24 protein-coding genes and 2 pseudogenes are annotated in these 26,882 nt (G+C 72.1%); 14 read left to right on the forward strand and 12 right to left on the reverse strand.

The features are described from left to right. Positions 1 to 44: 44 nt before the first annotated feature. Together V8J39_RS03965 and V8J39_RS03970 are read right to left on the reverse strand one after the other, a co-directional pair. A complete protein-coding gene (locus V8J39_RS03965) occupies positions 45 to 719 on the reverse strand; it encodes a sulfite oxidase-like oxidoreductase (RefSeq protein WP_336459559.1) in 675 nt (224 codons plus the stop codon). A 37-nt stretch (positions 720 to 756) separates the two neighbouring features. Beyond that, positions 757 to 2,394, reverse strand: coding sequence for an MFS transporter (locus V8J39_RS03970; protein WP_336460191.1), 1,638 nt, complete (start codon positions 2,392 to 2,394; stop codon positions 757 to 759). Between the two features lie 889 nt (positions 2,395 to 3,283). On the opposite strand from V8J39_RS03970, the gene V8J39_RS03975 reads away from it, so the two are divergent. Continuing rightward, on the forward strand, positions 3,284 to 3,472 hold the full coding sequence (locus V8J39_RS03975; RefSeq protein ID WP_336459560.1) for a hypothetical protein: 189 nt from the start codon (positions 3,284 to 3,286) through the stop codon (positions 3,470 to 3,472). Between the two features lie 323 nt (positions 3,473 to 3,795). On the opposite strand, the pseudogene V8J39_RS03980 reads toward V8J39_RS03975, so the two are convergent. The 4 genes and pseudogenes from V8J39_RS03980 to V8J39_RS23560 all read right to left on the reverse strand — a co-directional run. After that, positions 3,796 to 4,383: pseudogene (locus V8J39_RS03980) on the reverse strand (ABC transporter ATP-binding protein); the annotation flags it as partial. A gap of 141 nt (positions 4,384 to 4,524) precedes the next feature. Continuing rightward, on the reverse strand, positions 4,525 to 4,665 hold the full coding sequence (locus V8J39_RS03985; protein ID WP_336459561.1) for a hypothetical protein: 141 nt from the start codon (positions 4,663 to 4,665) through the stop codon (positions 4,525 to 4,527). Positions 4,666 to 4,831: 166 nt separating this feature from the next. Next, positions 4,832 to 5,317: an ABC transporter permease gene (locus tag V8J39_RS03990; RefSeq protein ID WP_336459562.1), complete on the reverse strand. Its 486-nt coding sequence runs from the start codon at positions 5,315 to 5,317 to the stop codon at positions 4,832 to 4,834. A 265-nt stretch (positions 5,318 to 5,582) separates the two neighbouring features. Next, positions 5,583 to 5,915, reverse strand: a pseudogene (locus V8J39_RS23560) (ABC transporter substrate-binding protein); the annotation flags it as partial. Positions 5,916 to 6,100: 185 nt separating this feature from the next. Between V8J39_RS23560 and V8J39_RS03995 the strand changes: the two are divergent. The 5 genes from V8J39_RS03995 (at position 6,101) to V8J39_RS04015 (ending at position 9,807) form a co-directional block, all read left to right on the forward strand. Continuing rightward, positions 6,101 to 7,246, forward strand: a complete 1,146-nt coding sequence (locus V8J39_RS03995; RefSeq protein ID WP_336459563.1) for a pyridoxal phosphate-dependent aminotransferase — start codon at positions 6,101 to 6,103, stop codon at positions 7,244 to 7,246. Positions 7,247 to 7,386: 140 nt separating this feature from the next. After that, the gene (locus V8J39_RS04000) at positions 7,387 to 8,028 is read left to right on the forward strand and encodes a MarC family protein (protein ID WP_336459564.1); all 642 of its coding nucleotides are present in this window, start codon (positions 7,387 to 7,389) and stop codon (positions 8,026 to 8,028) included. A gap of 31 nt (positions 8,029 to 8,059) precedes the next feature. Then, positions 8,060 to 8,644 carry a retropepsin-like aspartic protease family protein gene (locus V8J39_RS04005; RefSeq protein WP_336459565.1) on the forward strand — a complete coding sequence of 195 codons (585 nt, stop codon included), beginning with the start codon at positions 8,060 to 8,062 and terminating at the stop codon, positions 8,642 to 8,644. After that, positions 8,644 to 9,327 carry a M48 family metallopeptidase gene (locus V8J39_RS04010; protein WP_336459566.1) on the forward strand — a complete coding sequence of 228 codons (684 nt, stop codon included), beginning with the start codon at positions 8,644 to 8,646 and terminating at the stop codon, positions 9,325 to 9,327. The genes V8J39_RS04005 and V8J39_RS04010 overlap by 1 nt, the downstream gene beginning before the upstream one ends. A 162-nt stretch (positions 9,328 to 9,489) precedes the next feature. Next, the gene (locus V8J39_RS04015) at positions 9,490 to 9,807 is read left to right on the forward strand and encodes a hypothetical protein (RefSeq protein WP_336459567.1); all 318 of its coding nucleotides are present in this window, start codon (positions 9,490 to 9,492) and stop codon (positions 9,805 to 9,807) included. 161 nt (positions 9,808 to 9,968) lie between these two features. Here the strand turns inward: V8J39_RS04015 and V8J39_RS04020 are convergent, their stop codons facing one another. Together V8J39_RS04020 and hemB are read right to left on the reverse strand one after the other, a co-directional pair. Continuing rightward, positions 9,969 to 10,535, reverse strand: coding sequence for a YSC84-related protein (locus tag V8J39_RS04020; RefSeq protein WP_442902544.1), 567 nt, complete (start codon positions 10,533 to 10,535; stop codon positions 9,969 to 9,971). A 324-nt stretch (positions 10,536 to 10,859) separates the two neighbouring features. Continuing rightward, a complete protein-coding gene (gene hemB / locus V8J39_RS04025; protein WP_336459568.1) occupies positions 10,860 to 11,867 on the reverse strand; it encodes a porphobilinogen synthase in 1,008 nt (335 codons plus the stop codon). 211 nt (positions 11,868 to 12,078) lie between these two features. On the opposite strand from hemB, the gene V8J39_RS04030 reads away from it, so the two are divergent. Both V8J39_RS04030 and mfd read left to right on the forward strand, forming a co-directional pair. After that, positions 12,079 to 12,660 (forward strand): component of SufBCD complex, encoded by a 582-nt coding sequence (locus tag V8J39_RS04030; RefSeq protein WP_336460193.1) that lies wholly within the window; start codon positions 12,079 to 12,081, stop codon positions 12,658 to 12,660. 48 nt (positions 12,661 to 12,708) lie between these two features. Then, positions 12,709 to 16,227, forward strand: coding sequence for a transcription-repair coupling factor (gene mfd, locus V8J39_RS04035; protein ID WP_336459569.1), 3,519 nt, complete (start codon positions 12,709 to 12,711; stop codon positions 16,225 to 16,227). Positions 16,228 to 16,338: 111 nt separating this feature from the next. On the opposite strand, the gene V8J39_RS04040 is transcribed toward mfd, so the two are convergent. From V8J39_RS04040 to V8J39_RS04055, 4 genes are all read right to left on the reverse strand, one after another. Next, a complete protein-coding gene (locus V8J39_RS04040) occupies positions 16,339 to 17,583 on the reverse strand; it encodes a multidrug effflux MFS transporter (RefSeq protein ID WP_336459570.1) in 1,245 nt (414 codons plus the stop codon). After that, complete coding sequence (locus V8J39_RS04045) at positions 17,573 to 18,220, reverse strand: DsbA family oxidoreductase (protein WP_336459571.1); 648 nt, start codon at positions 18,218 to 18,220, stop codon at positions 17,573 to 17,575. The genes V8J39_RS04040 and V8J39_RS04045 overlap by 11 nt, the downstream gene beginning before the upstream one ends. A gap of 101 nt (positions 18,221 to 18,321) precedes the next feature. Next, positions 18,322 to 19,920 (reverse strand): class I adenylate-forming enzyme family protein, encoded by a 1,599-nt coding sequence (locus V8J39_RS04050; protein ID WP_336459572.1) that lies wholly within the window; start codon positions 19,918 to 19,920, stop codon positions 18,322 to 18,324. Positions 19,921 to 19,996: 76 nt separating this feature from the next. Continuing rightward, on the reverse strand, positions 19,997 to 21,082 hold the full coding sequence (locus V8J39_RS04055; RefSeq protein WP_336459573.1) for a PQQ-dependent sugar dehydrogenase: 1,086 nt from the start codon (positions 21,080 to 21,082) through the stop codon (positions 19,997 to 19,999). A 220-nt stretch (positions 21,083 to 21,302) separates the two neighbouring features. Between V8J39_RS04055 and V8J39_RS04060 the strand changes: the two genes are divergently transcribed. The 6 genes from V8J39_RS04060 to V8J39_RS04085 all read left to right on the forward strand — a co-directional run bounded on the left by V8J39_RS04060 (position 21,303) and on the right by V8J39_RS04085 (position 26,816). After that, positions 21,303 to 22,487: an ABC transporter substrate-binding protein gene (locus V8J39_RS04060; protein WP_336459574.1), complete on the forward strand. Its 1,185-nt coding sequence runs from the start codon at positions 21,303 to 21,305 to the stop codon at positions 22,485 to 22,487. A 103-nt stretch (positions 22,488 to 22,590) separates the two neighbouring features. Then, on the forward strand, positions 22,591 to 23,373 hold the full coding sequence (locus tag V8J39_RS04065) for an ABC transporter ATP-binding protein (protein ID WP_336459575.1): 783 nt from the start codon (positions 22,591 to 22,593) through the stop codon (positions 23,371 to 23,373). Further along, entirely contained in the window at positions 23,366 to 24,076 is a 711-nt protein-coding gene (locus V8J39_RS04070; RefSeq protein WP_336459576.1) for an ABC transporter ATP-binding protein, read from the forward strand. The genes V8J39_RS04065 and V8J39_RS04070 overlap by 8 nt, the downstream gene beginning before the upstream one ends. Positions 24,077 to 24,079: 3 nt before the next feature. After that, positions 24,080 to 24,484: a hypothetical protein gene (locus V8J39_RS04075; RefSeq protein WP_336459577.1), complete on the forward strand. Its 405-nt coding sequence runs from the start codon at positions 24,080 to 24,082 to the stop codon at positions 24,482 to 24,484. After that, positions 24,481 to 25,494 (forward strand): branched-chain amino acid ABC transporter permease, encoded by a 1,014-nt coding sequence (locus tag V8J39_RS04080; RefSeq protein ID WP_336459578.1) that lies wholly within the window; start codon positions 24,481 to 24,483, stop codon positions 25,492 to 25,494. The genes V8J39_RS04075 and V8J39_RS04080 overlap by 4 nt, the downstream gene beginning before the upstream one ends. Next, positions 25,491 to 26,816, forward strand: a complete 1,326-nt coding sequence (locus V8J39_RS04085) for a branched-chain amino acid ABC transporter permease (RefSeq protein WP_442902545.1) — start codon at positions 25,491 to 25,493, stop codon at positions 26,814 to 26,816. Before V8J39_RS04080 ends, V8J39_RS04085 begins: the two co-directional genes overlap by 4 nt. Positions 26,817 to 26,882: the final 66 nt, after the last annotated feature.

Here is a 26,882-nt window from a genome sequence, read left to right on the forward strand (position 1 = left end):
CCGCAGCGCGGCAACATCCGCGACGCGGCGCGGCACGACCGGGCTCAGCCATAGCGTTCCTCGGCCCAGGGGTCGCCGCGCATGTGATAGCCGTTGCGTTCCCAGAACCCGGCCTGATCGGTGCCGATCACCTCGATCCGGGTCAGCCACTTGGCGCTTTTCCAGAAATAGAGATGCGGCACCACCGCCCGCAGCGGCCCGCCATGCGCCCGCGTCAGCGGCGCGCCCTGCCAGTGCGTGGCCAGCAGCGCCCCGGGCGCGGCGAAATCCGCCAGCGGCAGGTTGGTGACATAGCCGTCCGCGCCGTGCAGCAGCACGTGGCCCGCGATCTCCATCACCCCCGCGCGGGCCAGGATCTCGTCGACCGCGATGCCCTGCCAGTCGTTGTCATAGCGCGACCAGGTGGTGACGCAGTGGATGTCGCTGCGCCGCGCGACCTGCGGCAGCGCCATCAGCGCCGGCCAGTCCAGCGACAGCCGGGTGTCGACGAAGCCCGTCACCTCCAGTCGGAAGCGGGCCAGGTCGATCTCGGGCTCGATCCCCAGGTCCAGCACCGGCCAGTCGGTGACGAGGTGCTGGCCCGGCGGCAGCCGCGTGGCCCCGTCACGGTTTCCGTCACGGTTCCCGTCCCCGTCCCGCGCCGCCCCGGTCAGGAACCGGCCCGCCGCCGCCCAGGCCCGCTTGGTGCGCGTCAGCTTGGTCTCGTCCGGTTCGGCCATGGGATCCCCTTTCGCGGGCGATCCTGCCACCGAAAGGTTACTGCTGCAATTCCGTCGGCGAGGCGGGCTTGGGCGCCATGTCGTCGTGCAGCGGCACGGTCTGGCGCTCGATCATCCGGTGCACCCGCGGCCGGCCCGGGCCGCGGTGCAGCGCCAGCAGCCGCTCGAAATTCTCGAGGTCGGCCTTGGTGCGGCGCTCGTTGTGGCGCACGTAGTCGGTCCAGGTCGGCACGTGATAGGTCTCGGTCCAGATGTCGGGCGTCTCGAGATCGCGCAGCAGGCCCCATTGCCGGGCGCCGTCGCGGATCCGCACCCGGCGGCGCAGCGTCATCTCGGCCAGGAAGGCGTCGGTGTCCTCGGCCGCGATCACGTAGTCGACCATGACCATGATCGGCCCCGACCGGGCGCGGATGTCGAGCGCCAGCTCGGGCTCGCGGAACCGGCCGGCGGGCGCGAGGTCGAGGTTGCCGAACTCGGCCAGCGGCAGCCAGCGCCCGACGACGGCGCCGGTGACCAGAAGCGCCGCGGCGGCGAACAGCGCCGGGCTGACGCCGTGGCTGTCGGCGAAGACGCCCCAGATCCAGGACCCGGCGGCCATGCCGCCGAAGGTGGCGGTCTGGTAGAAGCTGACCGCGCGGCCCACGACCCAGCGCGGGGTCGACAGCTGCACGGTGACGTTGAACAGCGACAGCGCCAGCACCCAGCAGGCGCCCCCGACCAGCAGGAAGGGCGCGGCCATCCACAGCGCGTGGCTCAGCCCCAGCCCGGCCGCGCCGAAGGCGAAGCCGAGGAAGGCGCCGGTGACGATGTATTCGTTGCGGAACCGCGCGCGCAGCCGGGCATTGGCCATCACCCCGCCGATCGCGCCGAAGCCGAAGAAGCCCAGGCACAGCCCGAAGGTCAGCGCCGATCCGCCCAGCAGGTCGCGCGCCACGATCGGCATCAGCGCCATCGCCGAGGAGGCGGCGAACCCGAACACCGCCGCCCGCCCCATCACCCGCATCAGGTTGGGCGACATCGACACGTAGCGCAGCCCCGCCCCCAGCGCCTGCGGCAGCGCCTCGCGCGGCAGCCGGTTCGGCGCCCGCTCGGGGCGCCACATCCACAGCGCCCAGATGTTGGGGATGTAGCTTGCGGCGTTGACCGCGAAGGCCGCCGCCGCGCCCGCGATCGCGACGAGGATCCCCCCCAGCGCCGGCCCGACCGAGCGCATCAGGTTGAACCCCATCGAGTTCAGCGAGACCGCGGCCGACAGGTCCTCGCGCGCGACGATGTCGCCCATCGAGGCCTGCCACGACGGGTTGTAGAGCGCGACCCCCGCGCCGATCGCGAAGGTGAAGCCCAGAAGCCCCCAGGGGGTCAGCAGCCCCGCCCAGGCACAGAGCGCGAGGCCGATCGAGACCGCCAGCATGAACGCCTGCGCCGCGATCAGGATCGTGCGCCGCTCGAAGCTGTCGGCCAGCGCGCCCGCGACCAGCGACAGCACCATGATCGGCAGCGTGTTCGAGGCCTGCACCAGCGCGACCATGTCGGCCGAGGACGACAGCGAGGTCATCAGCCAGCCCGCGCCCACCGTCTGGATCAGCCCGCCGAGGTTCGAGGTCTGCGAGGCGAGCCAGAGCCGCCGGAAGGCGGGATTGGCGAAGGGGGCGAAGGTGGGCGAACGGGGCTCGATGACAGTCTCCTCGGGCGCCGCTCCGGCGCCGGCGGTTCCCGTCGCGAACCGCCCATGCCCATTTCTGGCATTCGCGACCGGAAAGACAAGGCCGCGCCGGCGTTTCCCCCCGCCGCTGGCGCGACGGCACCCCGGCCCCACCCCCGCCGACCCCGCCGCCCGCTGCCGTCCCCCGGCCCCAGCGCCCGGCCCCAGTCCCCGGCCCGATTGCCCGGCCCGGGTGCCCGACGCAGTCCCCTGTTCAGTCCTCTGCGCTGTCCCCGGCCCCCGGCCCAATCCCGGCCTGCCCCGTCGCACCTGTCTGGCCAGCCTATCTGGCCCGACCCGTTTCAGCACGCCCAAGCCCAACCGGCTGCCGCGCGGCCCGCAGCAGCCCAGCCCGCATTCCCCGGCCCGTCCCGACGCGCTTCGGCCAGCCCGGCCTCCGCCCTGTTTTGCTCAGCTCCCGGCCCGGGCCGCCCGCCCGGCCCCATTCCGGGCCCGTCCCAAGCCCATGCCCGTCCCACGCCCATTGAGGCATTTCCAAAGCCGATTGTCCCGACCCCTGCCCGCGCCGCCAGCCCCGCCCGGTACCCCCGAGGCACCTCGGTTCCCGAGCTTTCCTCCAAGGGTCTCCCGGCCCCACCCCCCGCACACCCGCGGGCCGGAGACCGCCCCCGCTCCCGCCGCCACTGGAGCCACTGGTGACCCCCGGCGATCCGCGCGCGCCTTGGGCGGATCGTGCCAAGGCGGCGCGTCCGACCACCCGGAGCGTGATCGGCTGTAACCGGACCGGCAAAGCCTTGCCGGCTGCAGTGCGGCATCACCGATCGGTGAGTTGCGGGGGGATGGCGGGCGGGCGCAGGCTGCCCATATCGCCCACACCAACCGTGGCAACCGGAGCATCGCGATGACCCGCAGACCCAGCCCCGCCCTGGCGCTCAGCCCGCTCGCCTTCGCGCTCGCTATGGGCGCCTATGCCGATCCCGGCACCCGCGCGCTCGACCGCGACCTGCGCGCCCCCGCCGAGGACAGCGCCATGATCCTCGAGGAGGCCGTCTCCCCCGCGCCCGACGCCGCCGCGATCCCCCGCGCCTGACCGCCCCGCCCGCAGGCGACCCTCCGCACGAGACCGCCCGACAGCCCCGTGGTCCACCACCACCCCGCGACCCTGCCGTGGCCGGGGCGCGGCCCGCGCTGCCCGCCCTTTCGACTTGGTCGAAATATCCCGGGGGACGGCCGCAGGCCGCGGGGGCAGCGCCCCCGTCCGCCCGTCCCGCCGAACGCCGCCCTCTCCTCCCGGCCCCGGCACTCAGGCGCTTATGGGAGAGACGGCGTCAGGCCGTCAGCCACGACACTGTCGCATCAACATGGGCACCAACGCCGTTTCGGCCCCTCAGGCGGCGCGCTGGCGGTCGTGCATCAGTCCCGGGATCGCGCCTTGTCGCCCATGAAGGCCGCGTCGGTCAGCACGTCGAGCGCGCGCGGGCGGGGAATGCCGATCGTCAGCGTCTCGCGGATGCGGCCGGGCCGGGCGCTCATCACCTGGACCTCGTCGCCAGGGAAGATCGCCCCGTCGATGTCGTGGGTGATGAAGAGCACGGTCTTGCGCTGCGACTGCCAGACCTCGAGCAGCAATTCCTGCATGTGCTGGCGGGTCTGGCTGTCGGGCGCGCCGAAGGGCTCGTCCATCGGAAGGATGCGCGGCTCGTTGGCCAGCGCCACCCGCTGGCGCATGCCGCCCGACAGCTCCTTCGGGTAATGATCCTCGCCCCCCTTGAGATGCACGAGGCCGAGCAGCCGGTCGGCGATCTCCTCGCATTCGGCGCGGGGCAGCGTCTCGAGCTTCGGGCCGAACATGACGTTCTCGCGCAAGGTGAGCCACGGAAACGGCGTGTGGGACTGGACCACCATGCCGCTGTCGGCCGAGGGGCCGTCGAGGGTCATGGTGCCGGCGGTCGGTGCCTCGAGCCCGGCGGCCAGCCGCAGCAGCGTGGACAAGCCGCAGCCCGAGGGGCCGGCGCTGACCGAGAGGGTGTTGTCGGTACCCTCCGCGACACGCCGTCTAGCGCGGTGACCGCGGGCTTGCCCTAAGGGGGGTGAAGCGCAGGGTGATGTCCTGCATGTCGAGCAGGCTCATCGGAGCCCCTTTCAGAAATCGGCCGACCAGGGCAGACGCCGCCGGCGCATCCCCTTGAAGAGGAAGTCGGTCTTCACCCCCGGCAGGCCGAGGGTGAAGACGCCCAGCAGGATCACGTCGGAAAAAAGCCCGCGCATCGCGTTCAGGATCATGTAGCCAAAGCCGGCCCCGCGGCCACCGGCTCGGCCACGACGGGACAGGTCCGGGCACAGCCCATGCTGACGCGCAGGCTGTCCGTCACGCCGGGCAGGCAGGCGGGCACCACGACGTTGGCCACCACCGCCGTGCGCCGCGCGCCCAGCGTGCAGGCGCAGTCGATCAGGGCGTTGTGGCGCGGGCCGGGACGCCGGCGATCAGGATCGGCTGCTGAAAGAAGGTGCCAAGGAAGATCACCATGATCTTCCGCTCGATCCCGATGCCGATCCACAGGATCGGCAGCGGGGTCAGCGCCGAGACGGGGATGTGGTGCACGAAGCCGGTCACCGGCCCGATCACCGCCTCGACCGCCGTGACGCTGCCCATCGGGATCCCGAGCGGCACCGCGCGGATCGAGGCCGGCACGACCCCCGACAGGATCACGACGAGGCTCGCCCAGATGTTTTCGAACAGCGACAGGGCGGCGATGCGCTTCAGGGCGGCGACGACTTCCTCGCCCGGCGTGGCGAGGAAGTCGGGGGGCGTGATCCCCCCGCAGGCCCGCAGGCACCAGAGGGCGAAGATCGTCAGCGCCGAGGCGAGCGACAGCCCCACAGAGGCGGCGCGCGCGATCTCGACCTTGGGGCTCGGCAGCGATCGGGTCCACACCGGGCCGGCCTTCCCGTCCCTCGACGATGCCGGGCGCCAGCATCGCGGCGGGCTCCGGCGTCAGGGCGAAGAGACCCGCGGCGGTGCCCAGCGCTTCGGCGTTGGCGATGGTCTTCAGGGTCCCGTCCGGGTGCGACGGGTCCATGAAGGCCGCGGTCATCGCCGCGTCGCAGAAGGCGATGCCGGCACGCGTCTCGGCGAAGACCTTCGGATCGTCGAGCCAGCCGCCCACGCCCCTGGCCATCACCGCGTCGGCCGTCTCGGGGCTGGCCTTCTGCCATTCGACGGCCCTGGTCCAGGCGCGGCAGAGCGCCCGCATCCGGTCCGGGTTCTCCTCAGCCGCGGCCTTCGTGGTCACCAGTGTGATCAGGCCGGCGAGGTGGCGCTGTCGACGAGGATCTTGCCGCCCTTGGCCATCTTGCCGCGGGTCCCAGGTGACGGCGGCATCGACCTTGCCGGCGTCGAAGGCGGCGCCCGCGGTCATCTTAAGCGCGTCGACATCCCCGAGCGTCATGCCCGCCTCCTTCAGCATGACGCCCAGGTAGAACTGCGGGACCGAGCCCTCGGCGGCTTCGAGAGGAGCGCGCTCCACGCCCACTCTGAGGCAGGCCGAGAGGCGCCCGAGGGCACAAGGTCAAGCGCCGTGGCGCTGGGACCCGTTGACGATGACGGTGGCCGCTCCGTCGCGATGCGCGGACGACCGTGAGGCCGGGCCCCCGTCCTTCCCTGCCGCCCGCCGCCGCGGCCCTTGCCGTGCCCGTCGAAATCGGCTTTCTGTCGGCCATGACCCAGGACAGCCGCGCCCCCGCCCCCTCGCTTCTCACGCCGCTCGTCGCGTCGCTGCCCGCGACCGTGCCCTTCGTCGGGCCCGAGGCGCAGGAGCGCGCCCGCGGCGCGGCCTTCGCCGCCCGGCTCGGCGCGAACGAGAACGTCTTCGGCCCCTCGCCGCACGCCATAGCCGCGATGCAGGCGGCCGCGCCCGAGGCGTGGATGTACGCCGACCCCGAGGCGCACGCGCTGCGCCACGCCATCGCCGAGGCCAACGGCTGCGCCCCCGGCCACGTGATGATCGGCGAGGGCATCGACGGCCTTCTGGGCCTGCTGGTGCGGCTGACGGTGACCGAGGGCACGGTGGTCGTGACCTCGACCGGCGCCTATCCCACCTTCAACTACCATGTCGCGGGCTTCGGCGGCCGGCTCGAGACCGTGCCCTACCGCGACGATGCCGAGGATCCCGAGGCGCTGCTGGCCCGCGCCGCCGCGACCGGCGCCCGGCTGGTCTACCTTGCCAATCCCGACAACCCGATGGGCTCGGTCCATCCCGGCCCCGTCATCGAGGCGATGATCGCGCGGCTGCCCGAGGGCTGCCTGCTGGTGCTCGACGAGGCCTATCTCGAATTCGCGCCGCACGGGGCCGCGCCCTCGGTCGACCCCGACGATCCGCGGGTGATCCGGATGCGCACCTTCTCGAAGGCCTACGGGCTCGCGGGGGCGCGGGTCGGCTATGCGCTGGGCGCGCCGGCGCTGATCGCCGCCTTCGACCGGGTGCGCAACCACTTCGGCATGGGCCGCGTCTCGCTCGCGGGCGCGCTGGCGGCGCTGCAGGATCAGGACTGGCTGGCCCATGTCCGGGCCGAGGTCGCGACCGCCCGCGCCCGCATCGGCGCGATCGCGGCCGAGAACGGGCTGACGGCCCTGCCCTCGGCCACCAATTTCGTCACCGTCGACTGCCATGCCGACGGCGGCTTCGCCCGCGCGCTGGTGGCGGCGCTGTCGGCGCGCGGCGTCTTCGTGCGGATGCCCTTCGTCGCGCCGCAGGACCGCTGCATCCGCATCAGCTGCGGCCGCCCCGCCGATCTCGACGCGCTCGCGGCCGCGCTGCCGCCGGCGCTGGCCGAGATCCGCGCCGCCCGCGCCGCCGCCGAGTGACCCGCAGCGCCCCCCGGGGCGCCCCCGTGGCACGGCCCCCACGCGGCGCAGGCCCCGCGCCGCGCAGGCGACGCCGCAGATGACAGGACGCCCGGGCCGCGGCTAGGCTGGGGCGACCCTTCCCAAGGCCACCGGACCCGATGACCGACCTCGTCACCGCCTTCGTCACGCTTTTCGTCGTCGTCGACCCGATCGGGCTCGCGCCGCTGTTCATCGCGCTCACCCGCGGGATGGACGCGCGCCGCCGCCGGGCCGTGGGCCTGCGCGCCTGCCTGATCGCGGCCGGGCTGATGACGCTCTTCGGCCTGTTCGGCGAGCATATCCTGTCGGGCATCGGCATCTCGATGCCCGCCTTCCGCATCGCCGGCGGCGCGCTTCTGTTCCTCACCGCGCTCGACATGCTGTTCGAACGGCGCACCCAGCGCCGCGAGGGCCAGTCGGCCGAAAGCGCGGCGGATGCCGAGGACGACCCCTCGATCTTCCCGCTCGCCACCCCGCTGATCGGCGGCCCCGGCGCCTTCGCGACGATGATCCTGCTGGCGGGCGAAGGCGGCGGCCAGTGGCGCCACGTCGCGGCGATCCACGGGGTGATGCTGGCGGTGCTGGCCTGCGTGATGGTGATGTTCCTGCTGGCCGGCCCGATCGAGCGGCTTCTGGGGCGCACCGGCACGCTGGTGGTCACGCGGCTGCTGGGGATGCTGCTCGCGGCGCTCGCGGTGCAGTTCATGCTCGACGGGCTGCGGGGCGCGGGGGTGGTGCCGATGCTGCCGCGCGGGCGGTGACATCGCGCGCGGCAATGCCTAGATTGGTCCCATGCTCTCGCCCGACGACACCGCGCGCCTGATCTACCTGGGACTGCTGGCGCTGGCCGTCGGCGGCGCGGTCTTCGCGATGCTGCGCGCCAATTTCGGCCGGGTGATGGCGCAGGCGCTGACCTGGGCGCTGCTGTTCCTGGGCGTCATCGCCGCGCATGGCCTGTGGCAGGACATCCGCCAGGACGTGATGCCGCGCCAAGCGGTGTTCGACGCCGGCGCGCGCATCGCCGTCCCGGTCAGCCCCGACGGCCACTACTACCTGACGCTCGAGCTGAACGGCGTGCCGGTGCGCATGGTGGTCGACACCGGCGCGACCGACATGGTGCTGGCGCGCGCCGATGCCGCGCGCGCCGGCATCGACACGCAGGGGCTGGCCTACATCGGCCGCGCCACCACCGCCAACGGCCGCGTCGCCACCGCGCCCGTGCGCATCGACAGCGTCGTGCTGGGCGGCGTCGAGGACCGCCGCGTGCGCGCCACCGTCACCGACGGCGCGCTCGAGGATTCGCTGCTGGGCATGGGCTACCTGTCGCGCTTCTCCAGCCTCGAGATCCGCGGTGGCGAACTGGTGCTGACCCGCTGATGCTGAAGCTGCTGCCCCTGGTGCTGATGCTCGGCTACGGGCTGGTGATGTGGCATCTCTCGGCGATCCGCACCCGGGCCGAGCTGCGCCGCAACTCGGTCCCGCTCGAGGAACCCGCGCTGGCCCCGGTGCTCGACCGGCTCGCGCGGGCGGCGGGGGTCGCGCGGATCCCGGTCCGGCTCTACCGGATCCCGGCGGTGAACGGCCTTGCCGCGCCCGACGGCCGCATCTTCCTGACCGAGGGCTTCGTCGCCCGCCTGCGCGACGGCAGCGTCACCCCCGAGGAGATGGGCTCGGTCATCGCGCATGAACTCGGGCATGTCGCGCTGGGCCACGCGCGGCGGCGGATGATCGACTTCTCGGGCCAGAACGCGGCGCGCGCGCTTCTGGTGCCGCTGCTGGGCCGGCTGCTGCCGGGGCTGGGCACGCTGGTCGCCGACACTCTGGTGCGGCTGGTGGCGGCGCGGCTGTCGCGCGGCGACGAATACGAGGCCGACCGCTACGCCACCGCGCTGATGCTGAAGGCCGGCCTCGGGGCCGAGCCACAGATCTCGCTGTTTCGCAAGCTCGACGCGCTGACCGGCGCCCGCCACTCGGCCCCGGCCTGGCTGCTCAGCCACCCCGCGACCGACGACCGCATCGCCGCGATCCGCGCCCGCGTCGCGCGCTGGCAGGACGGCTGATCCGCCCGTATTGCAGAAAATCCGAACGATCCCGGCTCTTTGCGCGGCGCCCCGCCGGCGCGAGGATCGGCGGGTGAAAACCTGCGGCGGCGCCGGGAACGTTTGGGGGCCGCTTGCCGTTGATGGCCAAACATCAGAGGCAGACCAAGGAGGGCCCCCGCGATGAAATGGCAGCATGTGAGCGACAACTGGGCCGCGTTCTTCGATGCGATCAGCGACCGCTGGCCCGGGGCCGACGAGGCCGAGCTTGAGGACATCGACGGCGACCAGCGCGCCTTCGTGGCCTATATCGCCGAGCTGACCGGGCAGGAGACGTCGGAGGCCGCGCAGGAGATCCGCGAATGGCTCTCGGGCGAGTTGCCGTCGGACGTGGTCATGGACCCCCGCCACGACGACCACTCGCTGAAGGTCTCGGGCAAGTACCTGCCCGACGGCGAGGATGTCTATGACGACGACGAGCGCTACGGCGACGACGGCTGACCCGCCCGCCCGGCGCCCCCCGCACGGTCTCCGGCGCGCCGGAGACCAAGGCGCGCGCCCGCCCCGGGCCGACGTGCCCCCCGGCGACGGCGCCAGACGGCGCCTCCCGGCGACGGTGCCAGACGGCGGCGCCAGACTGCGGCGCCGGACGCCGGTTCCGGTCAGGGAATGATCCGGGTGTACTTCGTGCCCTCGACCGTGGCGCCCGCGATCAGCCCGGCCTGGCCGAAGACCATGGCGATGACCGGGGTCATCGTCGTGGTCGTGTCCGCCCCCAGCGAGCCGCCGTCCTGCGGCGTGGCGTATTTCGCATCCGCCCCCGCGACCCAGCCCGGGCTCGACCGGAACTGCGCCAGCGCCTCGGGCGTCATGAAGAACAGCGCATGGGCATATTGCTGCGCCCCGATCTGCAGCCCGAAGCTCGCCTGGGTCGCGGAATAGAAGTCGACGGTGACATCGTTGATCCGCAGCGCGCCCTGGCCATAGGCGCCGCCGATCCCCAGCCCGGCCTCGGTCATCAGCGGCATGTAGAGGATGCCCGAGGCGCGGCTCATCAGGTCGGCCGTGCCCGGATAGCGCTGGCGCAGGTAGTCGCGCGTCGCGTCGACCCGCGCATCGAGCTGCAGGCCCCGGCTGCCCCCGACACCGTTGCCGCAGGCCGCCAATCCCAGCAACGCGCCCCCGCCCAGCACCAGCCCGCGGCGCGACACCACCCGATCAACCATCATCCGGATCCCTTGCTCGGCCCCGCGGGGCACACCTCACACATTGGGCCTTCACGGCCTCTGGCCACAAACCCTAGGCCAAAGCGCGGCCCCTGTCACGCGCCTGCGGCGCCGGCCCCGGCGGAAACCCGCGGCCGCCCGCGCCGGCGCGCGCCACTTTCGCATTGGTGAAAATATCCCGGGGGGCGGCGCAGCCGCGGGGGCGGAGCCCCCTCCCGCGCCCCGGCACCCTGAACCCGCCCGGCTGCCCGTGCCCGGCCGCGTGCCCGGCCCCAGTCCTGCCCCTGCCCCCGCCCAGCGATCCTCCGGCCCGCGTCCGGCCGTCGCTCAGCCCCGCAGCGCCTCGGCGACCTCGGGCGCGTAATAGGTCAGCACCCCGTCGCAGCCCGCCCGCTTGAACCCGACGAGCGTCTCGGCCACGACCTTGCGGTCCAGCCAGCCATTGCGGATCGCGCCCTCGAGCATCGCGTATTCGCCAGAGACCTGGTAGGCGAAGACCGGCACCCGGAACCCGTCCTTCACCTGCCGGCAGATGTCGAGATAGGGCATCCCCGGCTTGACCATCACCATGTCGGCGCCCTCGGCAAGGTCGCGCGCGACGGCGCGCAGCGCCTCCTCGGCATTGCCGGGATCGATCTGGTAGGTCTTCTTGTCGCCCACCAGCCGTCCCGAGGCGCCGACCGCGTCGCGGAACGGCCCGTAGAAGCCCGAGGCGAACTTGGCGGCATAGCTCAGGATCGCCACCTCCTTGTGCCCCGCCGCCTCGAGCGCCGCGCGCATCGCCCCGATCCGGCCGTCCATCATGTCCGAGGGCCCCAGGATGTCGGCCCCGGCATCGGCCTGCGCCAGCGCCATCCGCACCAGCGCCTCGACCGTCTCGTCGTTCACGATCACCCCGTCGCGCACCAGCCCGTCATGGCCGTTGATGTTGTAGGGATCCAGCGCGATGTCGGTCATCACCATCACCTCGGGCACCGCGGCCTTGATCGCCCGGATCGCCCGGTTGGTGATGTTCTCGGGGTCCCAGGCCTCGGCGCAGGCCTCGGTGCGGCGGGCGGGGTCGGTGAAGGGGAACAGGCACAGGGCCGGGATCGCCAGCTCGGCCGCGCGCTCGGCCGCGCGCACGGCGCCCTCGACCGTCAGCCGCCGGACGCCGGGCATCGAGGCGACCTCGACATCGGCGCCGGGCACGTCGGTCACGAAGATCGGCCAGATCAGGTCGGCGGGCGTCAGCACCGTCTCGGCCACCAGCGCCCGAAGCCCCGGCGTGCGTCGCAGCCGCCGCGGCCGGCCCGAGGGATAGGCGGCGACGATCGGCGGAACGGTACGGGACATGATGACCTCGACTGGTTCTGGGCGGCTGGCTGTGGGCGACTTGCACTTGGCGCGCACGTTCCAAGCGGTTACACGGAACGGACGAGAATGATCAAGCCGCCCCCCGCTCCGACCGCCGCGACCTGCCGCCGCGGCACGGCCGCCCGGGGCGCCTTCCAGGGACCGGCGCTTCCGCGTGAACCTCTTCGACACGATATCCTCTGTGATCGACATGCGGTCGTTCTCGAACCTGTGGTACTGGATCGCGCTCGCCGTGACCTGGAGCCGCGTCGCCCATACCGTCGCCGGCGTGCCTTGGGACATGGTCAGCCGCGCCCGCCGCCTGCATGGCCAGGCCGAGACCGACCTGGTGGCGATGCTGCGCATCAGCCTCAACCGGCTGCTCTACATCCACCGCACCGCCGGCACGCTGGTCGTGGCGGTGGTCGCGGGCCTGCTGACCTCGACCGCGATCCTGGGCTTCGGCTACGGGCTGCAGCTGGGCCAGGCGCTGTTCCTGATCTTCCTGCCGCTCAGCGTGGTGGGGGCGCTGACGCTGCGGCTCGCGCAGCTGCTCGATTCCGACTGGTACGCCGAGGGCGGCCCCGCCCAGGCCAGCGCCCAGGCCCAGGCCCAGGCCCAGGCCCAAGCCCACGCCGCCGCCAACGCCGAAACCGGCGACACCGAGGCGCTGGCGCCGATGTACCAGCGGCTGATGACCCACCGGCTGGTCGTGCAGATCATCGCCATGCTCTCGATCCTGCTCACCGCGATGTGGGGCATGCTGCAGAACCTCAGCCTGCGCGTGCTCTGACCCCGGTTCGCAGTTGACAACCCCCGCGCCAGCGCCGACTTCACCGCCATGACCCAGTCCTCCCGGATCCTGCTCTCGGGCGCGCCCGAGGGTTTCGACGCCCGCCTCCTCGCCCGCGAGCTTGCCCGCGGCGCGCCCGTCATCCATGTCGCGCGCGACGAACGGCGGATGGAGGCGATGCGCGCCGCCCTCGCCTTCATGGCACCCGAGGCGCCGGTGATGCGGCTGCCGGCCTGGGACTGCCTGCCCTACGACCGCATGTCGCCCAATGCCGAGGTCGCCTCGCGCCGGATGGCGGTGCTGGCGGCGCTGGCGGCGGGGCTGCCCGCGCCGGTGATCCTGCTCACCACGCTCAACGCGGTCTCGCAGCGCCTGCCCGCGCGCGAGGTCATCGCCGGCGCCTCGTTCTCGGCCCGCGTCGGCGGCGCGCTCGACGAGGGGCGGCTGAAGGACTGGCTGGTGCGGATGGGCTTTTCCCAGACCGCGACCGTGTCCGAACCGGGCGATTTCGCCGTGCGCGGCGGCATCATCGACGTCTTCGCGCCGGGGATGCCGGGGCCGGTGCGGCTTGACCTGTGGGGCGACGTGCTCGACGGCGCGCGGCTCTTCGACCCCGAGACACAGAGGACGGTCGAGAAGCTGACCCGGATCGACTTCGCCCCGGTCTCAGAGGTGATCCTGGACGAGCCCTCGATCACCCGGTTCCGGCAGAACTACCGCATCGAGTTCGGCGCCGCCGGCACCGACGACCCGCTCTACGAGGCGGTGAGCGCGGGGCGCAAGCACGCGGGCATGGAACACTGGCTGCCGTTCTTCCACGACCGGCTCGAGACGCTGTTCGACTACCTGCCGGGCGCCTCGGTGATGCTCGACGACGGGGTCGAGGCGCTCAGGACCGAACGCTGGAGCCAGATCGCCGACCAGTACGAGAACCGGCGCGAAGCGATGAAGCGGCGTGACCGGGTCGACGCGGTCTACAAGCCCTGCCCGCCCGATCTTCTCTACCTCGACGATGCCGCCTGGGAGGCGGCGCTGTCGGGGCAGCGGCGGATCCAGCTGTCGGTGCTGCCGCAGCCGACCGGGCCCGGGGCGCTGGATGCCGGCGGCCGGATCGGGCGCAACTTCGCCCCCGAGCGCCAGGTCGAGAACCTCAGCCTGTTCGCGGCTTTGTCGGACCATGTGAAGGCGCGGCTTCAGACCGGCAACGTCGTCATCGCCTCGTGGTCCGAGGGCGCGCGCGAACGCCTGAAGGGCCTGCTCGAGGACGAGGGCACCGGCGGCGCGACCCTGATCGCCGACATCCGCGACCTGCCCGAGAAGGGGCGCAAGCTGCACCTGGCGATCTGGCCCCTGGATTCGGGCTTCGAGGCCGACGGGCTGACGGTGGTGTCCGAGCAGGACGTGCTGGGCGAGCGGCTGATCCGCCCCTCGCGGAAGGCCAAGCGGGCCAAGGACTTCCTGACCGAAGCTCAATCGCTTTCCCCGGGCGACCTGGTGGTGCATGTCGACCACGGCGTCGGGCGCTACAAGGGGCTCGAGACGCTCACCGTCACCGGCGCCACGATCGAATGCGTCTCGCTGGAATACCAGGGCGGCGACCGGCTGTTCCTGCCCGTCGTCAACATCGAGCTTCTGAGCCGCTACGGCCACGAGGAGGGCATCCTCGACAAGCTCGGCGGCGGCGCCTGGCAGGCGAAGAAGGCGGCGCTGAAAGAGCGCATCCGCCAGATCGCCGAGCGGCTGATGCGCGTCGCGGCCGAGCGCCACCTGCGCGCCGCCCCGATCATGGAGGCCCCCGGCCACGACTGGGAGGCGTTCTGCGCCAAGTTCCCCTATCAGGAGACCGACGACCAGCTGAGCGCGATCGGCGACGTGGTCGAGGATCTGGAACGCGGCACGCCGATGGACCGGCTGATCGTCGGTGACGTCGGCTTCGGCAAGACCGAGGTCGCGATGCGCGCGGCCTTCGTCGCCGCGATGTCGGGCGCGCAGGTCGCGGTGATCGCGCCGACGACGCTGCTGGCGCGCCAGCACTACCGCAGCTTTGCCGAGCGCTTCCGCGGCACGCCCCTGACCGTGAAGCCGCTGTCGCGCTTCGTGTCTGCCAAGGACGCGCAGGCGACGCGCGACGGGCTGGCCGAGGGCACGGTCGACATCGTCATCGGCACCCATGCGGTGCTGGCGAAATCGGTGAAGTTCCGCAACCTCGGCCTGCTGGTCATCGACGAGGAGCAGCACTTCGGCGTCACCCACAAGGAACGGCTGAAGGAGATGCGCAGCGAGATCCACGTGCTGACGCTGACCGCGACGCCGATCCCGCGCACGCTGCAGCTGAGCCTCACCGGGGTGCGGGACCTGTCGATCATCGGCACGCCCCCCGTGGACCGGCTGGCGATCCGCACCTATGTCAGCGAGTTCGACGCGGTGACCGTGCGCGAGGCGCTGCTGCGCGAACACTATCGCGGCGGGCAGTCGTTCTATGTGGTGCCGCGGGTCTCGGACCTGGCGGAGATCGAGAGGTTCCTGGCAGAGCAGGTGCCCGAGGTCAGCTTCGTCACCGCCCATGGCCAGATGGCGGCGGGCGATCTGGATGACCGGATGAACGCCTTCTACGACGGGCGCTACGACGTGCTGCTGGCCACGACGATCGTCGAATCCGGCCTCGACATCCCGACCGCCAACACGATGATCGTTCACCGCGCCGACATGTTCGGGCTGAGCCAGCTTTACCAGATCCGCGGCCGGGTCGGCCGGGCGAAGACCCGCGCCTATTGCTACCTGACCACCAAGCCCCGCGCGCCGCTGACGCCTGCGGCCACCAAGCGGCTGCGGCTGCTGGGCAGCCTCGACACCCTTGGCGCGGGCTTCAACCTGGCGAGCCAGGACCTCGACCTGCGCGGCGCGGGCAACCTTCTGGGCGAAGAGCAGTCGGGCCACATCAAGGAGGTGGGCTACGAGCTCTACCAGGCGATGTTGGAGGAGACGATCGCGCGGCTGAAGGCGGGCGATTTCGGCACGACGCCCGAGGACGACGGCCAATGGGCGCCGCAGATCAACCTCGGCGTGCCGGTGCTGATCCCCGAGGACTATGTCCCCGACCTCGACGTGCGGCTGGGGCTTTACCGGCGGCTCAGCGGGCTGACGAAGAAGGTCGAGCTCGAGGGCTTCGCGGCCGAGCTGATCGACCGGTTCGGCGAGCTGCCGCGCGAGGTGAACACGCTGATGCTGGTGATCCGCATCAAGGCGATGTGCAAGCGCGCGGGCATCGCCAAGCTGGACGCGGGCCCGAAGGGCGCCACGGTGCAGTTCCACAACGACAAGTTCGCGGCCCCCGCCGGGCTGGTGGAGTTCGTCCATGCCGAGGGCGGTGCGGCGAAGATCAAGGACAACAAGATCGTGCTGGCGCGCGACTGGTCGACCGAGGCCGAGCGGATCAAGGGCGCCTTCGCGATCGCGAAATCGCTGGCCGAGAAGCTGATCGAGGCGAAATCCGGGACCACGCCGCCCGCCGCGCCGAAAGCGGTCTCGCGCCCGGCGCCGCCGGGCAAGGCCAAGGGCAAGCGGTGAAAAAAGAGGGGGCGCTGCCCCCTCGCCCTGACGGGCTCACCCCCGGGATATTTGTGCAAAGTCGAAATCGCAGGGGGTCAGGGGGAGGCGCGCCTCCCCCTGTTCTTCCTCTCACCCGTTCGAGACGGTGCGGCGCATCAGGATCAGCGCGAGGCCCGAGCAGGCGAGCGTCGCCAGCACCAGCGGCCGGTCGGTGCCGTCGAAGGCCAGGCCGATCGGGATCGCCAGCACCACGGCGCAGACCGTCGAGAGGCAGCCGACGACCGAGGCCGCCATCCCGGCGAGATGGCCCATCTTCTGCAGCGCGAGCGCGTTGAGGTTGCCGAAGGTGACCCCGATCATGAAGAAGAGCGAGGTCATCCAGACGAAGAACAGCGCAAAGCCCCAGCCGGCCTCGGCCCCCGCGAGCGCGCCCGAGAAGGTCAGCGCCACCATCGCCATCGAGACCACGGTCTGCATCGCATAGGCCCAGATGACGATCCGCCGCATCCCCAGCCGCACCACGAAGCGCGCGTTCAGCATCGAGCCGACGCCGGCCAGGAGCGCCATCACCGCGAACCACAAGGGGAAGCTTGCCGCGCGGTCGTAGGTTTGCGAGAACAGCTGCTGCGCCGAGGAGATCGTCGCGAACATCTGCGCCTGGCCCAGCGTCAGGGTCAGCGTGTAGATCCGCACCTCGCGGTCCGAGAGCACCTCGCGCGCGCCGGCCGCGAGGGCGCCGAGGCGCAGCGGGCGGCGGCGGGCGGGCTCCAGCGTCTCGGCCTGGCGCAGGTTCAGCCAGGCCGCGCTGCAGGTGGCGAAGATCACGAAGGCCAGGAAGATGCCGCGCCAGCCGGTGACCGCCATGATCGCCGCCCCGAGCGAGGGCGCGATCGCCGGCACGAGGATGAAGATCATCATCACGAGCGAGGTGACCCGCGCCATCTCGCGGCCCTGGTAGAGGTCGCGCACCATCGCCACCGCGACGATCCGCGGCCCCGAGGCGCCGATGCCCTGCAGGAACCGCGCGGCCAGCAGCATCTCCAGGCTTTCGGCGCGCCAGGCGGTGAGCGCGGCCAGGATGTAGATCGCGATGCCGCAGGTGATCGTCACCTTGCGCCCGATCGCGTCCGAGATCGGGCCGGCGAACAGCGTGCCAAGCCCCATGCCCAGCATGAAGATGGTGATCACCAGCTGCACCCGGTTCGGGTCCTGCGGCGAGAGGTCCCGGGCGATGCTCGGGAACGAGGGCAGCATCGAGTCGATCGAGAAGGCGATGGTGGCAAACAGCATCGCCAAGAGACCGATGAACTCGGGCAGCGGCAGGCGCTTGACCGGGCCGGCGCCGAGCGCCGCGGGGCTGGTGTCACTCGGCATCGGGCGCGTCCTTTGCGAGAAGCTCGTCGATCACCTGCAGCCAGAGCGCGGGCGGCTGCGCCCCCGCGATCGCATGGGTGTCGGCGACGATGAAGGACGGGACCGAGCGCACGCCGCGTTCGGCGGCATGGGCGATGCGCTTGCGCACCTCCTCGACATCGGCCTCGCTTGCCAGCAGCCGCGCGACCATGTCGCGGTCCATGCCGGCGGCGCCGGCGATGCGCGCCAGCACCTCGGGGTCGCAGATGTCGCGCCCCTCGCGCCAGAACGCGCGGTAGAGGCCCGAGACCACCGCCGCCTGCCGCCCCTCGATCCCGGCCCAATGCGCAAGGCGATGGGCGTCGAGCGTGTTCGGCTGGCGTTCGATCGCGGGCAGGTTCAGCTCGACCCCGGCGCGCTCGGCCTCGGCCAGCAGCGGCTCGTGCACCTTCAGGATCTCGTCGACCGAGCCGAAGCGGGCCTTGACGTAGTCGATCCGGTCCATGCCCTCGCGCGGGAGGCCGGGGTCGAGCTGGTAGGGATGCCAGGCGACGGCGAAGGGGTGGTCGGGGCGCGCCTCGAGCGCGCGGTCGAGCATCGCCTTGCCGAGGTAGCACCACGGGCAGGCGAAATCGGCGATGATGTCGAGACGGATCATGGGTCTTTCCGAGAATGCGGGCCGGGGGCGGCCCGATGTCCTGCGGCCGGTCCCGGGCCTGGCCGGAAGCGGTCGCCGCTGGGGCCCGTGGCCCCGGGTCGTCACGGCGCGGGGTCGGCGCTGTGGTCTTTGTCGTCTTCGGTGTCGGGGCGCCGGGCAGGCGCGCGCCAGCCGTCGCGCAATGCGCGGCGGTTGGCCTTGCCATTGGCGTTTTTCGGCAGCGCGTCAACCGCGATCCACAGCCGCGGCTGCTTGTAGCGCGCGAGACAGGCCTGTGCATGGGCGCTCAGCTCCGCCTCGGTCACCGGGGCGCGGGCGACGTAGAAGGCTGCGATCACACGCACGCCGTCCTTCACCGCCACCTCGGCGCAGGCGACCTCGGCCACCGCCGGGTGCCGCGCGACCGCCGCCTCGACCTCGAGCGGGCTGACCCGGAAGCCACCCGCATTCATCATGTCGTCGTCGCGCCCGAGATATGTGATCGCACCGTCGGCCGCCATCGTGGCCATGTCGCCGGTCAGGTACCACCCGCCCGCGTGCCGCGCCGCGGTCTCGGCCGGTGCATCCAGATAGCCGAGGAACAGCCCCGGATCCGCGCGGTCCACCGCCAGAACCCCGGGCGTGCCGCGCGGCACCGGCTGGTGGTCGGGGCCCAGCACCGCGACCCGCCGCCCCGGCTGCGGCCAGCCGGTCGCCCCCGGCGGCGCCGGCCGCGACGGCGAGGCCGAGACGAAGGTCGAGATCTCGGACATCCCCAGCGCCTCGTGGATCTCGGTCCCGGTCGCGGCGCGCCAGGCCTCGCGCAGGCTCTCGGGCAGCGCTTCGCCGGCCGAGAGGCCGTGGCGCAGCTTCGGCAACGACAGCGCCGGCGCCGCGCGCAGCACCTGCCGGAACACGCCCGGCGCCGCGGCGAACAGCGTCGCGTCGAAGCGGCGCAGGTAGAGCGCGATCTGCGCCGGGGTCGAGCCGGGCGCCGGGATCAGCGCCTGGGCCCCCACCGTCCAGGGGTCCATCAGCCCGGTGCCCAGCGTGTAGGTCCAGTTGAACGCGCCCGCGTGCAGCAGCCGGTCGGCGGGCGTCAGCCCGTACCAGCCCTGGTGCATCATCGCCCGGGCCAGGATCGCGCGATGGGCATGGACCACCCCGCGCGACTGCCCCGAGGTGCCCGAGGTATAGACGATGTAGCCCGGGCGGTCGGGCGGGCCCATGTGCCAGCCGTCGTCCCAGCCATCCGGCCCGCCCTCGGCGGACAGCGCCCAGTCGGCAAGCCGCGTGGCCGTGATCACGGGGTGGCCGCCCTCGGGCACGGCGACGCCCGCGCCCGTGATCACGACCGCGGGCCGCAGGCCCCGGGCGATCGCGGTGATCTCGGGCACCGTCAGCCCGGCCGGGGTCGGCACCGCCACCATGCCGCCCGCGATCGCCCCGAGGAAGGCGAGCGGAAACTCCACCGAATTTTCCAGACGCAGCAGCACCCGGTCGCCCGGCACCAGCCCCTCGGCCCGCAGGCCCGCCGCGACGCCGCGCACCGCGGCGATCAGCCGGCCATAGCTCCAGCGCTCGGCACCCGAGGGGCGCAGGATCTGCAACGCGATCCGGTCGGGCGTGGCCGCGCCCGCGGCCAGCACGTGGCGCGCCATGTTGAAGGCGGCGGGCGGCTCGGGCGGCGCGCCCTCGGCGTGAAGCGACGGATCGGACATGATGGCATCGCCCCTATCGCGCCGCGGCCGGCCGGGCAAGCGCGCCGCTGCGTTCGCGCCGCCCCGCGCGCGGGGCTCAGCCCTCGGGCGCCATCCGGTAGACCGCGCCGTCGTCGACCGACAGGAACCAGACCGCGCCGTCCGGCGCCTCGCGCAGGTCGCGCACCCGGCCGGTCTCCGGCGCCTCGATCCGCTCCTCGGACCAGTCGTCGGGGTCCATCCGCGCGATGTAGTCGAACTTGAGCGAGCCGAGGAAATGGTCGCCCCGCCACGCCGCGATGCCGGTGCCGGAATGCACCATGTGCCCCGAGGGCGCGATCGAGGGGTCCCAGTAATGCACCGGCTGTTCCATCCCGGGCCGGGCCGTGCCCTCGCCGATCCGGCTGCCGTCGTAGTTCACGCCATGCGCGATCACCGGCCAGCCGTAATTCGCGCCCTCGCGGATCAGGTTGATCTCGTCGCCGCCGCGCGCGCCATGCTCGGAGACCCAGAGCCGGCCCTCGGCGTCGAAGGCCAGGCCTTGCGGGTTGCGGTGGCCCCAGCTGACCACCTCGGCGCCCGAGCCGTCGCGCGCGACCCGCATCACCGCGCCGATGCCGCTCTCGGGGTCCTGCGCCGGCGCGCCGAGGCCGCGCTCGCCGGTGGTGAGATAGATCGCGCCGTCCGGCCCCTCGGCGATCTTGCCGGCGAAATGCTGCCCGGCGCTGCCGCCGCCGCGCATCTGCCACAGCACGCGCAGGTCTTCCAGCGCGTCCTCGCCCAGCCGCGCCGCGGCGATCGTGGTGCCCGCGCCGCCCTCGCCCTCGGCGGCATAGGAGATCAGCACCTCGCCCCGGGTCGCGAAATCGGCCGGCACCATCACCTCGAGCAGCCCGCCCTGCCCGGCGACCCGCAGCGCGGGCAGCCCGCCGATCGCGGTGCCGCTGCCGCCGCCGGCCGGATAGCGGGTCAGCGCGCCGCCGCGCTCGGTCACCAGAAAGCCGCCGTCGGGCAGGAAGGCCAGCGACCAGGGCTCCTCGAGCCCCTCGGCCATCGGCGCGATCCGCATCGGCCCGGCCGATGTCTCGACCACCGAGGCTGTCGCCAGCCCCGGCGCCAGAAGCGGCAGCGCCGCCAGCGACAGCCGCAGGGCAAGGGGGGCAAGGCAGTGGGATCGGGTCATCTCGGTCGCTCCTGTCGCGGGGTCCGGGCGCCGCGCGGCGGCCCTGACCGGGGATCGGGGGATCGGGTGGCGCCGATGCGGGCACCCTGCTTTCAAGCTAGGCATCGGCGGCCGGATCGGAAGGTGGCCTCGCGTCACGGCGGCGGCGCGACGCTTCACAACACGGTCAACGCACCGTAACCTTTCGCCCGGGACGGATGTCCTCACAGGGAGAAAACTGATGAAAAAGCTGCTCTTGGCCAGCACCGCGGCCATCTTCACCGCCGGCGTCGCAGGCGCCGAGGAGATCAAGCTGGGCGTGTCGCTGGGCTTCACCGGGCCGCTGGAATCGATGGCGCCCGACATGGAGAAGGGCGCCGAGCTCGCCATGAGCGAGGTGACGCAGTCGGGCAAGCTGCTGGACGGCTCGACCGTGACCGGGGTGCGCGCCGACAGCACCTGCATCGACGCCGCCGCCGCCACCGCCGCCGCCACCCGCATCATCACCCAGGACGGGGTGAAGGGCATCGTCGGCGGCATGTGCTCGGGCGAGACGATCGCGACGCTGCAGAACGTCGCCATGCCGAACGGCATCGTGATGATCTCGCCCTCGGCCACCTCGCCGGCGCTGTCGTCGATGGAGGACAACGGGCTGTTCTTCCGCACCTCGCCCTCGGATGCGCGCCAGGGCGTGGTGATGACCGAGATCATCAAGGAGCACGGCATCGACTCGGTCGCCGTCACCTACACCAACAACGACTACGGCAAGGGCCTGGCCGAAAGCTTCGAGGCCGCCTTCAAGGAGGCCGGCGGCACGGTGACGATCAACGCCCCGCACGAGGACGGCAAGGCCGACTATTCGGCCGAGGTCGGGGCCCTCGCCTCGGCCGGCGGCGAGGCGCTGGTGATCGCGGGCTACATCGACCAGGGCGGCGCGGGCGTGCTGCGCGCGGCGCTCGACACCGCCGCCTTCGACACCTTCGTCTTCCCCGACGGCATGATCGGCTCGACGCTCGAGGACCAGTTCGGCCCCGAGATCGAGGGCTCCTTCGGCCAGAACCCGGCCTCGGCCGGGGCGGGCCGCGACGCCTTCCTGAAGATGGCCACCGACGCGGGCTTCGACGGCACCACCTCGTTCGCGGCCGAAAGCTACGACGCGGCGGCGCTGATCCTGCTGGCGATGGCCAAGGCGGGCTCGTCCGACCCGGCGAAATACAAGGAGGCGGTGATGGACGTCGCCAACGGCCCCGGCGAGCCGATCCTGCCCGGCGAGCTGGGCAAGGCGCTCAACCTGATCGCAGCGGGGACCGATGTCGACTACGTCGGCGCGACCTCGGTCGAGTTCATCGGCGGCGGCGAGAGCGCGGGCTCGTACCGCGAGCTGTCGTTCGAGGGCGGCAAGATGGTCGAGGTCGGCTATCGCTGAGACCTCCGGCCCGGGCGGCAGCGCCCGGGCCGACATGTTCCAGAACAGGCAGCCGATAACGGCGCGTTCTTTGCGCATCGCGTGAAGACCAGGGGGTAAGACATTGATCCAGGTCCAGAACCTGCATCGCCATTTCGGCGGCTTCCGCGCCGTCGACGGCGCCAGCCTGACGATCGCCACCGGGTCGATCACCGGGCTGATCGGACCGAACGGGGCCGGGAAATCGACGCTTTTCAACGTGATCGCGGGTGTCCTTCCCCCGACCTCGGGACGGGTGACGATGGATGGCGAGGACATCACCGGCCTGCCGCCGCATGCCTTGTTCCACAAGGGCCTGCTGCGCACCTTTCAGATCGCGCATGAATTCCCGACGATGACGGTGCGCGAGAACCTGATGATGGTGCCGGGCGCGCAGACCGGCGAGTCGATCCTGAGCGCCTGGTTCGCCCGCGCCCGCATCCGCGACGAGGAGCGCGCGCTGAAGGCCCGCGCCGACGAGGTGCTTGAATTCCTGACGATCCCGCACCTGGCCGAGGAGAAGGCCGGCAACCTCTCGGGCGGGCAGAAGAAGCTGCTGGAGCTGGGCCGCACGATGATGGTCGAGGCCAAGATCGTCTTCCTCGACGAGGTCGGCGCCGGCGTGAACCGGACGCTGCTGAACACGATCGGCGACGCGATCGTGCGGCTGAACCGCGAGCGCGGCTATACCTTCTGCGTGATCGAGCACGACATGGATTTCATCGGCCGCCTGTGCGACCCGGTCATCGTCATGGCCGAGGGCAAGGTGCTGGCCGAGGGCCCCGCCGCCCACATCATGGAAAACGAGGCGGTGATCGAGGCCTACCTGGGCACCGGCCTGAAGAACAAGGTCAAGGCCGATGGCTGAGCCGTTCCTGATCGCGAAGGAGATGACCGGCGGCTACGGCGCGGCCGACATCCTGCATTCCTGCACGCTCGCCGTCGAAAAGGGCCAGATCGCGGTGATCGTCGGCCCGAACGGCGCCGGCAAGTCCACCGCGATGAAGGCCGTCTTCGGGATGCTGCCGCTGCGCGCGGGCACCGTGACGCTGGACGGCACCGACATCACGACGCTGTCGCCGCAGGCCCGCGTCGCCGCCGGCATGGGCTTCGTGCCGCAGGTGCGCAACGTCTTCCCGACCATGAGCGTCGAGGAGAACCTCGAGATGGGCGCCTTCCTGCGCCGCGACGACATCGCGGCGACGATCGAGGAGGTCTATGCCCTGTTCCCGATCCTGAAGACCAAGCGCCGCCAGCCCGCGGGCGAGCTGTCGGGCGGCCAGCGCCAGCAGGTCGCGGTCGGGCGCGCGCTGATGACGCGCCCGAAACTGCTGATGCTGGACGAACCCACCGCCGGCGTCTCGCCCATCGTGATGGACGAGCTGTTCGACCGCATCATCGAGGTCGCCCGCACCGGCATCTCGATCCTGATGGTCGAGCAGAACGCGCGCCAGGCGCTCGAGATCGCCGACATGGGCTATGTGCTCGTGCAGGGCGCCAACCGCTACACCGACACCGGGGCGCGGCTGATGGCCGATCCCGAGGTGCGCCGCACCTTCCTGGGGGGCTGAACCATGCGTTTCCTGATCACCCTGGCCGCGATGGCCCTGCCGCTGCCCGCCCTGGCCGAGGGCGCGCGCCTCACGCTCGACTGCGCGATCGAGCGGGTCTGCGACACGCAGAACACCTGCACCCCGTCCTATGGATCGCTGCGCGTCACGATCGCCCCGGTCAGCACCGACGCCGCCGGCGCCGGCGACTACACCGTCACGGCCGAAGACGGCTCGGCCACCGTCACGCCCTCGCCCATGCCCGCGCGCGCGCCGGCCCGCACCGGCCCCTGGGTCTGGCTGGAGGCGGGCGAGGTGCTGGTCACGCTGGCGCTGACCAGCGAGACCACGGCGCTGCGGATCCGCCAGCCGGTCGCGACCGGCGTCGCGCCGGGGATCGACATGATGACCTGCGAGGTGACCGCGTGACCGACTGGATCAACGCGATCGTCGCCCTGCTGAACTTCGTCGTCATCCCGGCCACGGCCTATGGCGCGCAGCTGAGCCTGGGCGCGCTGGGGGTGACGATCATCTACGGCATCCTGCGCTTCTCGAACTTCGCCCATGGCGACACCATGGCCTTCGGCACCGCCTGCGTGATCCTTGTCACATGGGCGATGCAGTCCTGGGGCCTGTCGATCGCGCCGCTGCCGACGGCGCTGCTGGCGCTGCCCTTCGGCATCCTGGCCTGCGTGGGCCTGGTGCTGGGCACCGACCGCGTCGTCTACCGCTTCTATCGCCGGGTCCGGGCGGCGCCGGCGATCCTCGTCATCGTCTCGCTGGGGGTGATGTTCGTGATGAACGGCCTCACGCGGCTTCTGATCGGGGTCGACGCGATCACCTTCGCCGACGGCGCCCGCTTCGTCATCGCCGCGCGCGACTTCAAGGAGGCGACCGGCCTTGACGAGCCGCTGGCGCTGCGCGCGACGCAGGTGGTGACGGTGGTGACCGCGATCGCGGTCGTGGCCTGGCTGTTCTGGTTCCTGAACCGCACCCGCACCGGCAAGTCGATGCGGGCGTTCTCCGACAACGAGGATCTGGCGCTGCTGTCGGGGATCAATCCCGACCGGGTGGTGCGGGTGGCCTGGATCATCGCCGCCAGCCTCGCCACGATCGCGGGCACGCTCTACGGGCTCGACAAGGCGTTCCGGCCCTTCGACTACTTCCAGCTGCTGCTGCCGATCTTCGCCGCCGCCATCGTCGGCGGCCTCGGCAACCCGGTCGGCGCCATCGCCGGCGGCTTCGTCATCGCCTATTCCGAGGTCGCGGTGACCTATGCCTGGAAGAAGGTCGCGGGCTACGTCCTGCCGGCGGCGCTGCAGCCCGAGGGGCTGGGGCAGCTTTTGTCGACCGAGTACAAGTTCGCGGTCAGCTTCCTGATCCTGATCGCGGTGCTGCTGGTGCGGCCCACCGGCCTCTTCAAGGGGAAATCGGTATGAGCGGACATGTCGCAACCCGTCCCGCCCAGCCCTGGCGGGGGCCGCTGCTGTTCGCGGCGATGATCGCGCTGCTGCTGGTCGAGGGGCTGACCGGGTCCTGGAACTCGGCGCTGGGGATCCTGAACATGGGGCTGATCTCGGCAGTGATGGCGCTGGGGCTGAACATGCAGTGGGGCTATGCGGGGCTGTTCAACACCGGCGTCGTCGGCATGGTGGCGATCGGCGGCCTCGCGCCGGTGCTGATCGCGATGCCGCCGGTGGGCGCGGCCTGGGCCGGCGGCGGCGCGCGCATGGCGCTGGCGCTTGCCTGCGCGGTGGCGGTGGTGGCGCTGGCCATCCTGGTCGCGCGGCGGATGGCGCGGGGCTGGGCGCGCACGCTCGCGGTGATCGCGGTGCTGGTCGGGGGCTTCTTCCTCTACCGCGCGCTCTTCGACCCGGCGGTGGCGGCGATCGAGTCGGTGAACCCCGCGGCCGAGGGCTATCTGGGCGGGATCGGCCTGCCGGTGCTGCTGGCCTGGCCGGTGGGCGGGCTGCTGGCGGCGGGCGCGTCCTGGATCGTGGCCAGGACCGCGCTGGGGCTGCGCTCGGACTATCTCGCGATCGCGACGCTGGGGATCGGCGAGATCATCACCTCGGTGCTGAAGAACGAGGACTGGCTCGCGCGCGGGGTGAAGAACGTGACCGGGATCCCCCGCCCGGTCCCCTACGAGGTGGCGCTCCAGCAGGACCCGGCCTTCGTCGCGCGCGCGGACGGCTGGGGGCTGACGCCGGTGCTGGCCTCGACGCTCTGGGTGCAGCTGTGCTGGGCGGGGCTGTTCCTCGCGGTGCTGGTGGTGCTGGTGGTGCTGATGGAGCGGGCGCTGCACTCGCCCTGGGGGCGGATGATGCGCGCGATCCGCGACAACGAGACCGCGGCCGAGGCGATGGGCAAGGACGTCCGGCGCCGGCACCTGCAGATCTTCGTGCTGGGCGGCGCGGTGATCGGGCTGGCGGGGGCGATGATGATCACGCTCGACGGGCAGATGACGCCCGGCAGCTACAACCCGCTGCGCTTCACCTTCATCGTCTGGGTGATGGTGATCCTGGGCGGCTCCGGCTCGAACTGGGGCGCGGTGCTGGGCGGGGTGCTGACCTGGTATCTCTGGGTGAAGGTCGAGCCCTGGGGCAACTGGCTGATGGCCTGGATCGCCGCGCCGCTGCCCGAGGGCGCGCTGAAGGCGCATCTGGCCGGCTCTGCCGCCAACATGCGCCTGCTGACCATGGGGCTGATCCTGCTCGTGGTGCTGCGCCTCTCGCCGCGCGGGCTCCTGCCCGAGAAATAGCCCCGACCGCGGGACGGTGCGCCGGGCGCAGGGGGGTGGGGGGGGGGGGGGAGGACCCCCCCCACC

Source organism: Frigidibacter sp. MR17.24 (assembly GCF_037095655.1).
GTDB lineage: Bacteria > Pseudomonadota > Alphaproteobacteria > Rhodobacterales > Rhodobacteraceae > Frigidibacter.

Coding starts and splice junctions, on each gene's coding strand:
- V8J39_RS03965 (WP_336459559.1), bottom strand. CDS start 719: ATGGCCGAACCGGACGAGACCAAGCTGACGCGCACCAAGCGGGCCTGG.
- V8J39_RS03975 (WP_336459560.1), top strand. CDS start 3,284: ATGACCCGCAGACCCAGCCCCGCCCTGGCGCTCAGCCCGCTCGCCTTC.
- V8J39_RS03985 (WP_336459561.1), bottom strand. CDS start 4,665: ATGATCCTGAACGCGATGCGCGGGCTTTTTTCCGACGTGATCCTGCTG.
- V8J39_RS03995 (WP_336459563.1), top strand. CDS start 6,101: ATGACCCAGGACAGCCGCGCCCCCGCCCCCTCGCTTCTCACGCCGCTC.
- V8J39_RS04000 (WP_336459564.1), top strand. CDS start 7,387: ATGACCGACCTCGTCACCGCCTTCGTCACGCTTTTCGTCGTCGTCGAC.
- V8J39_RS04005 (WP_336459565.1), top strand. CDS start 8,060: ATGCTCTCGCCCGACGACACCGCGCGCCTGATCTACCTGGGACTGCTG.
- V8J39_RS04010 (WP_336459566.1), top strand. CDS start 8,644: ATGCTGAAGCTGCTGCCCCTGGTGCTGATGCTCGGCTACGGGCTGGTG.
- V8J39_RS04015 (WP_336459567.1), top strand. CDS start 9,490: ATGAAATGGCAGCATGTGAGCGACAACTGGGCCGCGTTCTTCGATGCG.
- V8J39_RS04020 (WP_442902544.1), bottom strand. CDS start 10,535: ATGATGGTTGATCGGGTGGTGTCGCGCCGCGGGCTGGTGCTGGGCGGG.
- hemB (WP_336459568.1), bottom strand. CDS start 11,867: ATGTCCCGTACCGTTCCGCCGATCGTCGCCGCCTATCCCTCGGGCCGG.
- V8J39_RS04030 (WP_336460193.1), top strand. CDS start 12,079: ATGCGGTCGTTCTCGAACCTGTGGTACTGGATCGCGCTCGCCGTGACC.
- mfd (WP_336459569.1), top strand. CDS start 12,709: ATGACCCAGTCCTCCCGGATCCTGCTCTCGGGCGCGCCCGAGGGTTTC.
- V8J39_RS04040 (WP_336459570.1), bottom strand. CDS start 17,583: ATGCCGAGTGACACCAGCCCCGCGGCGCTCGGCGCCGGCCCGGTCAAG.
- V8J39_RS04045 (WP_336459571.1), bottom strand. CDS start 18,220: ATGATCCGTCTCGACATCATCGCCGATTTCGCCTGCCCGTGGTGCTAC.
- V8J39_RS04050 (WP_336459572.1), bottom strand. CDS start 19,920: ATGTCCGATCCGTCGCTTCACGCCGAGGGCGCGCCGCCCGAGCCGCCC.
- V8J39_RS04055 (WP_336459573.1), bottom strand. CDS start 21,082: ATGACCCGATCCCACTGCCTTGCCCCCCTTGCCCTGCGGCTGTCGCTG.
- V8J39_RS04060 (WP_336459574.1), top strand. CDS start 21,303: ATGAAAAAGCTGCTCTTGGCCAGCACCGCGGCCATCTTCACCGCCGGC.
- V8J39_RS04070 (WP_336459576.1), top strand. CDS start 23,366: ATGGCTGAGCCGTTCCTGATCGCGAAGGAGATGACCGGCGGCTACGGC.
- V8J39_RS04075 (WP_336459577.1), top strand. CDS start 24,080: ATGCGTTTCCTGATCACCCTGGCCGCGATGGCCCTGCCGCTGCCCGCC.
- V8J39_RS04085 (WP_442902545.1), top strand. CDS start 25,491: ATGAGCGGACATGTCGCAACCCGTCCCGCCCAGCCCTGGCGGGGGCCG.